Source organism: Cupriavidus sp. U2, from assembly GCF_009663685.2.
Classification (GTDB): Bacteria; Pseudomonadota; Gammaproteobacteria; order Burkholderiales; family Burkholderiaceae; genus Cupriavidus; species Cupriavidus necator_C.
In genome coordinates this window covers 582746-595742 of record NZ_RCOG02000012.1, presented here as the reverse complement: position 1 = coordinate 595742, position 12997 = coordinate 582746, and the positions used below count along the sequence as shown (strand labels likewise).

The 12997-nt window shown below is 63.6% G+C and carries 12 protein-coding genes and 1 tRNA gene; all 13 read right to left on the bottom strand.

Annotated features, from left to right (window positions below):
• Positions 1 to 9 precede the first annotated feature (9 nt).
• Positions 10 to 2382 carry an NADH-quinone oxidoreductase subunit NuoG gene (nuoG, locus tag D9X30_RS12950; RefSeq protein WP_153947588.1) on the bottom strand — a complete coding sequence of 791 codons (2373 nt, stop codon included), beginning with the start codon at positions 2380 to 2382 and terminating at the stop codon, positions 10 to 12.
• 13 nt (positions 2383 to 2395) lie between these two features.
• Positions 2396 to 3691 carry an NADH-quinone oxidoreductase subunit NuoF gene (gene nuoF / locus D9X30_RS12945; protein WP_153947587.1) on the bottom strand — a complete coding sequence of 432 codons (1296 nt, stop codon included), beginning with the start codon at positions 3689 to 3691 and terminating at the stop codon, positions 2396 to 2398.
• A 1-nt stretch (position 3692) separates the two neighbouring features.
• Positions 3693 to 4193 carry an NADH-quinone oxidoreductase subunit NuoE gene (gene nuoE, locus D9X30_RS12940; protein ID WP_029050848.1) on the bottom strand — a complete coding sequence of 167 codons (501 nt, stop codon included), beginning with the start codon at positions 4191 to 4193 and terminating at the stop codon, positions 3693 to 3695.
• A 224-nt stretch (positions 4194 to 4417) separates the two neighbouring features.
• Positions 4418 to 5671 carry an NADH-quinone oxidoreductase subunit D gene (locus D9X30_RS12935; protein WP_153947586.1) on the bottom strand — a complete coding sequence of 418 codons (1254 nt, stop codon included), beginning with the start codon at positions 5669 to 5671 and terminating at the stop codon, positions 4418 to 4420.
• A gap of 10 nt (positions 5672 to 5681) precedes the next feature.
• Positions 5682 to 6281, bottom strand: coding sequence for an NADH-quinone oxidoreductase subunit C (locus D9X30_RS12930; RefSeq protein ID WP_153947585.1), 600 nt, complete (start codon positions 6279 to 6281; stop codon positions 5682 to 5684).
• Between the two features lies 1 nt (position 6282).
• Complete coding sequence (locus D9X30_RS12925) at positions 6283 to 6765, bottom strand: NuoB/complex I 20 kDa subunit family protein (RefSeq protein WP_008643342.1); 483 nt, start codon at positions 6763 to 6765, stop codon at positions 6283 to 6285.
• Between the two features lie 6 nt (positions 6766 to 6771).
• Positions 6772 to 7131, bottom strand: a complete 360-nt coding sequence (locus D9X30_RS12920) for an NADH-quinone oxidoreductase subunit A (protein ID WP_029050851.1) — start codon at positions 7129 to 7131, stop codon at positions 6772 to 6774.
• Positions 7132 to 7302: 171 nt separating this feature from the next.
• Positions 7303 to 7387, bottom strand: a tRNA-Leu gene (locus D9X30_RS12915).
• A 209-nt stretch (positions 7388 to 7596) separates the two neighbouring features.
• The gene (gene secG / locus D9X30_RS12910) at positions 7597 to 7965 is read right to left on the bottom strand and encodes a preprotein translocase subunit SecG (protein WP_153947584.1); all 369 of its coding nucleotides are present in this window, start codon (positions 7963 to 7965) and stop codon (positions 7597 to 7599) included.
• Between the two features lie 50 nt (positions 7966 to 8015).
• Positions 8016 to 8753 (bottom strand): triose-phosphate isomerase, encoded by a 738-nt coding sequence (gene tpiA, locus D9X30_RS12905; RefSeq protein WP_283780788.1) that lies wholly within the window; start codon positions 8751 to 8753, stop codon positions 8016 to 8018.
• Positions 8754 to 8897: 144 nt separating this feature from the next.
• The gene (locus D9X30_RS12900) at positions 8898 to 9902 is read right to left on the bottom strand and encodes an NAD(P)H-quinone oxidoreductase (protein WP_153947583.1); all 1005 of its coding nucleotides are present in this window, start codon (positions 9900 to 9902) and stop codon (positions 8898 to 8900) included.
• Positions 9903 to 10059: 157 nt separating this feature from the next.
• Positions 10060 to 12228, bottom strand: coding sequence for a polyribonucleotide nucleotidyltransferase (gene pnp / locus D9X30_RS12895; protein ID WP_153947582.1), 2169 nt, complete (start codon positions 12226 to 12228; stop codon positions 10060 to 10062).
• Between the two features lie 444 nt (positions 12229 to 12672).
• Entirely contained in the window at positions 12673 to 12936 is a 264-nt protein-coding gene (gene rpsO / locus D9X30_RS12890) for a 30S ribosomal protein S15 (RefSeq protein ID WP_153947581.1), read from the bottom strand.
• Positions 12937 to 12997 lie beyond the last annotated feature (61 nt).

The window sequence follows — 12997 nt, the reverse complement described above, 5'->3', positions numbered from 1 at the left end:
TCGCTCTTCTTATACGGTGGCCGTCGCGGCGGCACCCTGGCCGGCCGACAGGTCGATGGCTTTCTCAACGGTGACGGTACCGAACAGCGCGCCCAGCGTTGCGGCGGCCACGGTGGCGGCCGGCACGCGCACGGCATTGGCCGGCAGCGTTTTTTCCAGCGCCGCGGGCAGCACCACGCTGGCACCGTCCTGCGTCACGCGCACCGGGTCGCCCGCCTGCACGCCCAGCTTGGCGAACAGTTCCGACGACAGGCCCACCGTCATCGCGCGGCGCGCTGCAGCGGTCAGCTGCAGCGAATCGGCACGACGCACGATCGGGTCGGCGTGGTAGATCGGCACATCGGCGATGCGCTCGATACCGGTGGTGGCGGCTGCCGTCACGCGGATCGGGGCATCCGTAGCGTTGTTCAGCTGCGCCGGAGCCAGCTTCACCAGTGCGGCATCGCGCACGGCTTCGGCGGTTTCGAAGTCGAAGCCCGGCACGTCGAGCAGGTTGCCGAGCACACGCAGCACCTTCCAGCCCGGACGCGATTCACCCAGCGCGCGCACCACGCCGTTGAAGCTCTGGGCACGGCCCTCGGCGTTCACGAACGTACCGGCGGTCTCGGTGAACGGCGCGATCGGCAGGATCACGTCGGCGTATTGCATGGCCGCTTCCGAGCGGAACGGCGACAGCACCACGACGGTACCGGCCTGCTGCAGCGCGGCCAGGGCCTTGCGTGCATCGGCGGTATCGAATTCGGCTTCGGCGTTCAGCACGATGTATGCCTTGCGCGGCGCATCGAACATTGCCTGGGCATTGGCACCGCCCTGTTGCGGCAGCGCGCCGGCGATGTAGCCGCCGACGGTGTTGGCCGCCTCGGTCAGGAAGCCCAGCGTGGCCCCCGTTTCGGTTGCGATCCACTGGGCCAGCGCGTGCAGCGCCGAGAATTGCGGGTGACGCACGGCTTCGTTGCCGAGGAACACGGCACGGCGCTCGCCCGACAGCAGCGCATCGGCCACGGTCCTGGCGGCATCGCCACCGTCGAAACCATCGGTCCCGGCCGGAGCGGCCACGCCCTTGGCGGCGGCCACGGCACGGGCCACGCCGGCCAGTGCGGCCGTCCAGCCCGACGGCGCCACGTCGATACGTGCGGCCAGCGGCATCAGCAGGTCTTCACCGCCGGTACCGATCACGGCCACGCGGGCCCCCTTCTTGGCGGCCTGACGCAGGCGGGAGGCCAGCAGCGGCTGATCCTTGCGCAGCGAAGCGCCAATCACCAGCGCGCGTTGCAGCGTGGTGACGTCGGCAATCGGCATGCCCAGCCACGGCGCGCCCTTCAGCGCGGCCGAGAAATCGGTCTGGCGCAGGCGGAAGTCCACGTTGTCGCTGCCCAGGCCACGGACGAGCTTGCCCAGCAGGAACAGTTCTTCCAGCGTGCTGTGCGGACTGGCAATGGCGGCGATCTGGTCGGCACCATGGTCACGCTTGATGCTTGCCAGGCCGTTGGCCACGTATTCCAGCGCGGTCTGCCAGTCGGTTTCCATCCACTGGTTGCCCTGCTTGAGCATCGGGCGGGTCAGACGGTCGGCACTGTTCACACCTTCGTACGAGAAGCGGTCCTTGTCGGAGATCCAGCACTCGTTGACGTCTTCGTTCTCCAGCGGCACCACGCGCATCACGCGCTGGTTCTTGGTCTGGACCACGAGGTTGGCGCCCACGCCGTCGTGCGGCGACACCGACTTGCGACGAGCCAGTTCCCACGTACGGGCCGAATAACGGAACGGCTTGCTGGTCAGCGCACCGACCGGGCACAGGTCGATCATGTTGCCGGACAGTTCCGAATCCACGGTCTGGCCGACGAACGTCGTGATTTCCGAGTGTTCGCCACGGTTCAGCATGCCCAGCTCCATCACGCCGGCCACTTCCTGGCCAAAGCGCACGCAGCGGGTGCAGTGGATGCAGCGGGTCATCTCCTCCATGGAGATCAGCGGGCCCACGTTCTTGTGGAACACCACGCGCTTTTCTTCCTTGTAGCGCGACTCCGAGGCACCGTAGCCCACGGCCAGATCCTGCAGCTGGCATTCGCCGCCCTGATCGCAGATCGGGCAGTCGAGCGGGTGATTGATCAGCAGGAATTCCATCACGGACTTCTGGGCCTTGACAGCCTTTTCGGAGTTCGTGAAGACCTTCATGCCGGGCGTCACCGGGGTGGCGCAGGCGGGCAGCGCCTTGGGCGCCTTTTCCACTTCGACCAGGCACATGCGGCAGTTCGCCGCGATGGACAGTTTGCGGTGGTAGCAGAAGTGCGGGATGTAGGTGCCCAGCTTGCGGGCCGCTTCCATCACGAGGCTGCCTTCCGCAACCTCTACCTTCTTGCCGTCGATCTCGAGTTCAACCATGTTCTGCCACGCTTCAGGAATGGGCCGGGACCATGCACTGCTTGTGTTCGACGTGATATTCGAACTCTTTCCAGTAGTGCTTGAGCATGCCGCGTACCGGCATCGCCGCGGCATCGCCGAGCGCGCAAATCGTGCGACCCATGATGTTTTCCGCGACGTTATTGAGCAGGTCCAGATCTTCCTGGCGGCCTTCTCCGTGTTCAATACGATTCACCATGCGGTAGAGCCAGCCGGTGCCTTCACGGCACGGCGTGCACTGGCCGCACGACTCTTCAAAGTAGAAATACGACAGGCGCAGCAGCGACCGCACCATGCAGCGCGTTTCGTCCATGACGATCACGGCGCCCGAGCCCAGCATCGAGCCGGCCTTGGCGATCGAGTCGTAGTCCATGGTCGACGCCATCATCAGGTCGGCCGGCACCACGGGCGCCGACGATCCGCCAGGGATCACCGCCTTGAGCGCCTTGCCGCCGCGCATGCCACCCGCCAGCTCCAGCAGCGTGGAGAACGGCGTGCCCAGCGGGATTTCGTAGTTGCCCGGACGCTCGACGTCGCCGGAGATCGAGAAGATCTTGGTGCCGCCGTTGTTCGGCTTGCCCATCTTCAGGTATTCGTCCGGGCCCACGGCCAGGAGGAACGGCACCGCTGCGAACGTCTCGGTGTTGTTGATGGTGGTCGGCTTGCCGTACAGGCCGAAGCTGGCCGGGAAAGGCGGCTTGAAGCGCGGCTGGCCTTTCTTGCCTTCCAGCGATTCGAGCAGCGCGGTTTCCTCGCCGCAGATGTACGCGCCGTAGCCGTGGTGGGCATGCAACTGGAAGTCGAAGCCCGAACCCAGGATGTTGTCGCCCAGGAAACCGGCGCGGCGAGCCTCCTCGAGGGCTTCCTCGAAGATCTTGTATTCGTTCCAGATTTCGCCGTGGATGTAGTTGTAACCCACGGTGATGCCCATCGCGTACGCCCCGATGGCCATGCCTTCGATCAGCGCATGGGGGTTGTAGCGGATGATGTCACGGTCCTTGAACGTGCCGGGCTCGCCCTCGTCGGTATTGCAGACCAGGTACTTCTGACCCGGGAACGAACGCGGCATGAAGCTCCACTTCAGGCCGGTCGGAAAACCCGCACCGCCCCGGCCGCGCAGGCCCGAGGCCTTGACGTCGGCAATCACCTGCTCGGGCGTTACCTTCTGCTCGAGGATACGGCGCAGCTGGGCGTAGCCGCCGCGCTTGACGTAGTCCTCGAGGTGCCAGTTCTTGCCGTCCAGGCCGGCCAGGATCAGCGGCTTGATGTGACGGTCGTGCAGAGAGGTCATGTTACTTGTCCCCCTTGGCGGCGGCTTCGGCCTTGAGCTCGTCGACCAGGGCGTCGAGCTTCTGGTCGCTCATGAAGCTGCACATGCGGGTGTTGTTGACGATCATCACCGGTGCGTCGCCGCAAGCGCCCATGCACTCGCCTTCCTTCAGCGTGAAGCAGCCATCGGCGGTGGTTTCGTTGTAGTCGATCCCGAGCTTGCGCTTCAGGTATTCGCCAGCCCGGTCGCCGCCCGACAGCGCGCACGGCAGGTTGGTGCAGACGGTGAGCTTGTACTTGCCCACCGGCTTGGTGTCATACATGTTGTAGAACGTGGCCACCTCTTCCACCCACACGGGCGGCATTTCCAGGTAGCTGGCGACGAACTGCATGACTTCGGGGGAAACCCAGCCCACCTCGCCCTGTGCCACGGCGAGTGCCGCCATCACGGCCGACTGCTTCTGGTCGGCCGGATACTTCGCGATCGCGCGATCGATTTCCTTGAGAGCTTCTGCTGATAGCATGGTCATTGCAGTAATACGGCGAAGCCCTGCCCTTGTATGCCGGGCTTCGCTGGTTTGCAGCCGTCGCTGCCATGTTCTGCCGGCCCGGAATGCTCCAGCGCATTCCTTGCCGATCCGTCGCAGGCCGGAGCCTGCTGCCACCATTACCGCCGGGGCCGGCCGAACACGCCCGGATCGTCGTCCGGACAACGGCCTGTGACGGGATACCCTTCTGCCGGTATCCCTTAGCGGTCGATCTCGCCGAACACGATGTCCTGTGTCCCGATGATCGTGACCGCATCCGCAATCATGTGTCCCTTGGCCATTTCGTCGAGCGCGGCCAGGTGGGCAAAGCCCGGGGCACGGATCTTCAGGCGGTACGGCTTGTTCGCACCGTCCGAGATCGCGTAGATACCGAACTCGCCCTTCGGGTGTTCCACTGCCGCGTAAGCCTCGCCCGGCGGTACGTGGATGCCTTCCGTGAAGAGCTTGAAATGGTGAATCAGCTCTTCCATGTTCGACTTCATGTCCACGCGCGACGGCGGGGCCACCTTGTGGTTCTCGGAAATCACCGGACCCGGGTTGCGGCGCAGCCAGTCGATGCACTGCTTGATGATGCGGTTCGACTGGCGCATTTCTTCCACGCGCACCAGATAACGCGAATAGCAGTCGCCCGCCGTGCCCACCGGGATGTCGAAGACGATCTTGTCGTAGACCTCGTACGGCTGCTTCTTGCGCAGATCCCACTCGATGCCCGAGCCACGCAGCATCGGACCCGTGAAACCCATCTGCAGTGCGCGCTCCGGCGTCACCACGCCGATATCCACCAGACGCTGCTTCCAGATACGGTTATCGGTCAGCAGCGTCTCATATTCATCCACGTACGTCGGAAAACGGTTCGTGAAGTCCTCGATGAAGTCCAGCAGCGAGCCCGAACGGTTTTCGTTCATGACCTTGATGGCCTTCTCGTTGTGGATCTTCGACGCACGGTACTGCGGCATCGTGTCCGGCAGGTCGCGGTAGACGCCGCCCGGACGGTAGTAGGCCGCGTGCATGCGCGCACCCGACACCGCCTCGTACATGTCGAACATGTCCTCGCGCTCGCGGAACGCGTACAGGAACACGGCCATCGCGCCGACGTCCAGCGCGTGGGCGCCGATCCACATCAGGTGGTTCAGCAGGCGGGTGATCTCGTCGAACATCACGCGGATGTACTGCGCGCGGATCGGCACCTCGATGCCGAGCATCCGCTCGATCGCCATCACGTAGGCGTGTTCGTTGACCATCATCGACACGTAGTCGAGACGGTCCATGTAGGGAACGCTCTGGATCCAGCTCTTCTGCTCGGCCAGCTTTTCGGTGGCGCGGTGCAGCAGGCCGATGTGGGGATCGGCACGCTGGATGACTTCGCCGTCCAGCTCGAGCACCAGACGCAGCACGCCGTGTGCCGCAGGATGCTGAGGACCGAAGTTGAGGGTGTAGTTCTTGATATCTGCCATGACGCCGTTCTCAGTGCTTCGTGCCGCCGTAGTTTTCCTCGCGAATCACGCGCGGCGTGATTTCGCGCGGCTCGATCGTCACCGGCTGGTAGATGACCCGCTTCTGCTCGGGGTCGTAACGCATTTCCACGTAGCCCGAGACCGGGAAGTCCTTGCGGAACGGATGGCCCACGAAACCGTAGTCCGTCAGCAGACGGCGCAGGTCGGGGTGGCCTTCGAACACGATGCCGTAGAAGTCGAACGCTTCGCGTTCGAACCAGTTCACCGAGTTCCACACGTCGATCAGCGACGGCACCACGGGCATGTCGTCGTCCGGCGCGAACACGCGCAGGCGCAGGCGCCAGTTGTGCTTGAGCGACAGCAGATGCGTGACAGCCGCGAAGCGCGGGCCGTCCCAGGTGCCATCGGCGTAGTCGGAATAGTCGACGCCGCAGAGGTCGATCGCCTGCTCGAAGTGCAGCGACGGGTCGTCGCGCAGCAGGCGTGCCACGTCGAGGTAGTCGGCAGCCTTGACGATCAGCGTCAGTTCGCCGATGGCCTCGGTCAGGTTCTGCACGCGCTTGCCCAGAACTTTCTCGAGGGCGGCCTTGAGGGTATCGAGGTTCGCCATGTCAGCCCTTGCGCGCGATGGTGTTGGTACGCTTGATCTTGTTCTGGAGCTGGATCACGCCGTAGATCAGCGCCTCCGCGGTCGGCGGGCAGCCCGGAACATAGATGTCGACCGGCACGATGCGATCGCAGCCACGCACCACCGAATACGAGTAGTGGTAGTAGCCGCCGCCATTGGCGCACGAGCCCATCGAGATCACCCAGCGCGGTTCTGCCATCTGGTCGTAGACCTTGCGCAGCGCGGGGGCCATCTTGTTGCAGAGCGTGCCTGCCACGATCATCACGTCGGACTGACGCGGCGACGGGCGGAAGATCACGCCGAAACGGTCCATGTCGTAGCGTGCGGCGCCGGCGTGCATCATTTCCACTGCACAGCAGGCCAGACCGAACGTCATGGGCCACAGGGAACCCGTACGGGTCCAGTTGATCAGCTTGTCAGCGGTCGTCGTGACAAAGCCTTCGTTGAGAACGCCTTCGATTGCCATTTCACATCACTCCCAATCGAGCGCGCCCTTTTTCCAGATGTAGACGAAGCCCACGATGAATTCCAGCAGAAACACGCCCATGGCGATGAATCCCGGCCAACCGATGTCCTTGAGGGCAACGCCCCAGGGAAACAGGAAGGCAGTTTCGAGATCGAACAGGATAAAGAGGATGGCGATGAGGTAGTAGCGCACGTCGAACTTCATGCGCGCATCCTCGAATGCCTCGAAGCCGCACTCGTACGGCGACAGCTTCGCTGCGTCAGGATTGTTGGGACCGAGAATCCGACCAATGGACATCAGCGCCACACCGAGCACGATGCCAAAGAGGATGAAGACGAGGACGGGGAAGTAGGCTTCGAGTGTCAAGGTACGGCCAGCCTTATCTGGAATGTTGTCAACAGCACCAGCTAGCGGCGACCTGTTGCCCACCCCAGGCGCCATCCCGTCTTAGCACGGCGCCGCCTTGCGGACTGCCGGAGAGTCAATGGTGCGATCCGTGCATGACACGGATGCGACATTGACTTCCGATCAATTGTTTGGTGCCGACGGCGAGACTCGAACTCGCACAGCTTTCGCCACTACCCCCTCAAGATAGCGTGTCTACCAATTTCACCACGTCGGCTGGGGGAGAAACAATATTGCCTTGCGCCGGGTTTTTACACCCTACGAAGCGTTGTCAGAAGAGTCTGTCCTCTGGCTTTCGCCCCGCGCTGGGGAATCGTTTCAAGCCTTGCATTCTAACTCATGATCCCTGATTTGTTCAATGCACAATCACAAATTAAATCAGGAATCCTTGAACACACTGTTCGATTATTGCGTCAATGCCGAAGCTTACTTCGGCACTGCGGGCCCGGCCGGTGCCGATGCGGCAGCCGCTGCCGGCGCCGATGCGGACGGTGCCGAAGCCTGGGTAGCCTGGGGCTGCTGGCTTGCGCCCATCACGCCCAGCGAAGCCTGCGGCTTGTAGTTGCCCAGCAGCGTCAGGCCCAGCGTGCAAGCGAAGAACAGCGCCGCCAGAACGGCCGTGGTGCGCGACAGGAAGTTTGCCGAGCCCGATGCACCGAACAGGCTGCCCGATGCGCCAGAGCCGAACGCCGCGCCCACGTCGGCGCCCTTGCCGTGCTGCAGCAGGACCAGACCGATCACGCCCAGCGCGGACAGAACCTGCACGACGACCAACAGAGTCTTGAAAATTGCCATTTGGTTAAATTCGTTTCGTACTTGCCTGATCAGACAGTCGCATCCGGCATTCAGGCGTTGCCGATCGCGAGGAAATCATCCGCCTTCAGCGAGGCGCCGCCAATCAGGCCCCCGTCGATATCGGACATGGAAAACAGTTCCGCCGCATTGTCCGGCTTCACGCTGCCGCCGTACAGGATGGCGATACGCTCGCCCACGCCCGCGTCCTTGCCGGCGACCTGCGCGCGGAGTGCGGCATGGACGGCCTGAGCCTGCTCGCTGGTGGCCGTCTTTCCGGTGCCAATGGCCCAGACGGGCTCATAGGCCAAAACAATGCGATTCAGTTGGTCGATAGACAGCGCATCGAGTACGGCCTGCAGCTGGCGGCCCACCACCGCCTCGGTCTGCCCGGCCTCGCGCTCGGCGAGCGTTTCGCCGACGCAAACGACCGGGACCAGGCCCGATTCCAGCGCACGCAGTGCCTTGGCAGCCACCGTCGCATCGGATTCGCCGTGGTACGTGCGGCGCTCGGAGTGACCCACCAGCACATAAGTACAGCCGAACTCGGCCAGCATTGGCGCCGCAACTTCGCCCGTGAAGGCACCGCGGACTTCGGCGGACGTGTCCTGGGCGCCCCACGACACCTGGGTACCGGTGAGCAGCGACTGGCACTGGGCAAGATAGGGGAACGGTGCGCAGACGGCCAGTTTCGCCTTGGCCGGCGCTGCCTTGATGCCTTCCAGCAGGGCCGCATTGGCGGCGAGGCTGCCGTGCATCTTCCAGTTGCCGATGACCAGCTTTTGTCTCACAAGGGTCCCCTCTTAAATCAAGCCGGCTATTGTAGCGTGGTCAACGGGGGGCCGCCAGCGCATGGCGGCCAATTGCGGACAGCCAGTGGTCGTCGGCCCACAATTGCGACAGCGATGGTGCAATTGTGTGGCCAACGAAACCCGTTACCAGGTCAGCACGATCTTGCCGGTGTGCTCGCTCGATTCCATCAGGCGATGGGCATCGGCGGCCTGCGCGGCAGGGAAGACCTTGTAGATCACGGGCTTGATCTTGCCCGAAGCCAGCAGCGGCCAGACGTTCTGGTGCAGCGCCTGCGCAATCGCGCCTTTGAACGATGCCGGACGCGGACGCAGTGTCGAACCTGTCACGGTGATGCGCCGACGCAGGATATCGCCCAGCGGAATCTCGGCCTTGCCGCCGCCCAGCAGCGCAATGATGACGATGCGCCCGTCGTCAGCGATGCACGACAGTTCACGGGCCAGGTACGAACCGGCCACCATGTCGAGAATCACGTCAACGCCTTTGCCTTCGGTCAACGCCTTGACCTCGGCCGCGAAGTCCTGCGTCTTGTAGTTGATCGCACGATCGGCGCCCAACGCCTCGCAGGCCTTGCACTTGTCGTCGCTGCCCGCCGTCACGAATACCTTGAAGCCCATCGCCTTGGCGATCTGGATGGCCGTGGTACCGATGCCGCTCGACCCACCCTGGATCAGCAGCGTCTCCGCCGCCCCGCGCGGGCCCTTGCCCAGTTGGCCACGATCAAACACGTTGCTCCACACGGTGAAGAATGTTTCCGGCAGTGCGGCAGCCTCGATATCGCTGAGGCCTTCGGGCACCGGCAGGCATTGTTCGATCGGTGCCGTGCAAAGCTCGGCGTAGCCGCCGCCCTGCACCAGCGCGCAAACCCGGTCGCCCGCTTTCAGGCCAAAGCGGTTCGCCGGATTCGACAGGTCGCCGCCCACCACCACGCCGGCCACCTCCAGGCCCGGCAAGTCGGACGCACCCGGCGGCACCGGATAGTTGCCGGTACGCTGGAACACATCGGGGCGATTGATGCCCGCTGCGGCCACGCGGATCAGGATCTCTCCGGCCTTCGGCTCCGGGTCGGGACGCTGCGCTTCCTGCAGGACTTCAGGGCCGCCGTATTCACGGATTTCGATGGCTTTCATGATCGCTCCTCATCAATGTCGTATGTCGCATCGCGCGCGGCAAGCATGCGCGCGCCCAACGCAGGTAAAAGGCTGACCGGCAGTGTAAACAAAAAAGCGGCTGGACATCGCCAGCCGCTTTTGCAGGTACTGCTATCGGTACCGCCTGCCGTTCAGCTTACTGCTGCTGTTCCGGCGAGGTGGGTGCCGCCGGCGCATCGCCTTGCGGGGCGATCGGGCTGATGCTGCCGCCCTCTTCGGCCAGTGCAGCCTTCAGCGACAGACGCAGACGACCCTTCTCGTCGGCCTGGATCAGCTTCACGCGCACCTGCTGGCCTTCCTTCAGCCAGTCCTTGATGTCCTTCACGCGCTCGTTGACGATCTCGGAGATATGCAGCAGACCGTCCTTGCCCGGCAGGATGTTCACGATGGCACCGAAGTCCAGCAGCTTCAGCACGGTACCGGCGTAGATCTTGCCCACTTCGGCTTCGGCGGTGATGCCTTCGATGCGGCGCTTGGCTTCGGCCATGCCGTCGGTCGAGGTCGAGGCGATCGTGATCGTGCCGTCTTCCTGGATGTCGATGGTCGTGCCCGTTTCCTTGGTCAGCGCCTGGATGGTCGAACCGCCCTTGCCGATCACTTCACGAATCTTGTCCGGATGGATCTTCATCGTGATCATGCGCGGAGCGTGCTCCGACAGCTCGGTGCGGGCGTGGCCCATCGCTTCCTGCATCTTGCCCAGGATGTGCATACGGCCTTCACGGGCTTGCGCCAGTGCCACCTGCATGATTTCCTTGGTGATGCCCTGCACCTTGATGTCCATCTGCAGTGCCGTGATACCCGTATCGGTACCCGCCACCTTGAAGTCCATGTCGCCCAGGTGATCTTCGTCACCCAGGATGTCGGTCAGCACGGCAAACTTGTTGCCTTCCAGGATCAGGCCCATGGCCACGCCGGCCACGTGCGCCTTCACCGGCACGCCAGCGTCCATCAGTGCCAGACAGCCGCCGCACACCGATGCCATCGACGACGAGCCGTTGGATTCGGTGATTTCCGAAACCAGGCGGATCGTGTAGGCGAATTCGTCTTCCTTCGGCAGCACCGGGATCAGTGCGCGCTTGGCCAGACGGCCGTGGCCGATTTCACGGCGCTTCGGGCTGCCCACGCGGCCCGTTTCGCCGGTGGCGAACGGGGGCATGTTGTAGTGGAGCATGAAGCGGTCGCGGTACTCGCCGGCCAGCGCGTCGATGATCTGCTCGTCGCTCTTGGTGCCCAGCGTGGCTACTGCCAGTGCCTGCGTTTCGCCACGCGTGAACAGCGACGAACCGTGGGCGCGCGGCAGCACCGACGAACGGATCTCGATCGGGCGCACGGTGCGCGTGTCGCGGCCGTCGATACGCGGCTCGCCGGCCAGGATCTGGCCACGCACGATCTTGGCTTCCAGGTCGAACAGGACGTTGCCCACTTCCACCTTGTCGGCTTCCACGCCGGCTTCGGCCAGCTGGGCCTGCACGGTTGCGTAGATTTCCTTGAGCTTGGTGCTGCGTGCCGACTTCTGACGCAGTTGGTAGGCTTGCTGCAGCAGCGGCAGGCCGATCTCGCTGACCTTGGCGATCAGTGCTTCGTTCTTGGCGGCAGGCGCCCAGTCCCATTCCGGCTTGCCGCCTTCACGGACCAGTTCGTGGATCGCGTTGATGGCGGTCTGCATCTGCTCGTGGCCATACACCACGGCGCCCAGCATCACGTCTTCCGACAGCTGGTTGGCTTCCGATTCCACCATCAGCACGGCACGCTCGGTACCGGCAACGACGAGGTCCAGCTCCGACGCGGCGATCTGCGAACGGTTCGGGTTCAGTAGGTACTGGCCGTCCTTGTAGCCGACGCGGGCGGCGCCCACCGGACCGCTGAACGGGATGCCCGACACGGCCAGCGCGGCCGACGAGGCGATCAGGGCCGGGATGTCGGCCGGCACTTCCGGGTTGATCGACAGCACGTGGATGACCACCTGCACGTCGTTGTAGAAACCTTCCGGGAACAGCGGGCGCAGCGGACGATCGATCAGGCGCGAGGTCAGCGTCTCGTTTTCCGACGGACGGCCTTCACGCTTGAAGAAACCACCCGGGATCTTGCCGGCGGCGTAGGTCTTTTCGATGTAGTCGACGGTCAGCGGGAAGAAGTCCTGGCCCGCCTTCGGGCTCTTGGCTGCCACCACGGTGGCCAGCACCACGGTGTCTTCCACGTCGACGATCACGGCACCCGATGCCTGACGGGCGATTTCGCCGGTTTCCATGCGGACCGTGTGCTGGCCCCACTGGAATTCCTTGACGATCTTGTTGAACATGGTCATGAGCGTTCCTTGATTCATGCTTGCCTGCCGTAAACAGATACAGCGGGCCGACGCCTGCGCTCGCAGCGGCAGGCGGACTGCCGGAAATTTGCCCGGTCCGCAGTCTCAGGGAAGTGCTATGCCATTCCATCGCGCCACCGTCCGGCCCACATGAGGACGATGCGATACGCGATGGAATGACACAAAACCCCGTTTCCTTGGCCAGTTCCGGTGTCAGAAAGAGCGAGGTAACTTACTCCGTCGCACGGCGTGGCGCAACGGCGTCCGGGCAAATTCGCCCGGGTTTAGTGTGAAATAAACATCACATCCATCACTGCCCGGTCAAAAATCGCCGGTGCAGAAAAGCAAAATGCCTGCCCCAGCAGTGCTGGCGCAGGCATCGTGGCCTCACGTGAAATCGTGCTTGAACAACGCTTGCAGGATCCGTGCTGCCATCCGCAGACCTTACTTGCGCAGGCCCAGGGCTTCGATCAGGGCGCGGTAACGGTCAGCGTCATTGGACTTGAGGTAGTCCAGCAGGCGACGACGACGGCTCACCATGCGCAGCAGACCGCGGCGGCTGTGGTGATCCTTCATGTTGGCCTTGAAGTGCGGGGTCAGTTCGTTGATGCGGGTGGTCAGCAGTGCGACCTGGACTTCGGGGCTACCCGTGTCGTTGGCGCCGCGGGCGAACTTCTGGATGACTTCGGACTTGTTGGCAATTGCCATGATGTTTTCCTTTCACTTGCGAACGCTGCAGCACGGGATGCGCCGCCTGCGTCGTGCCTTG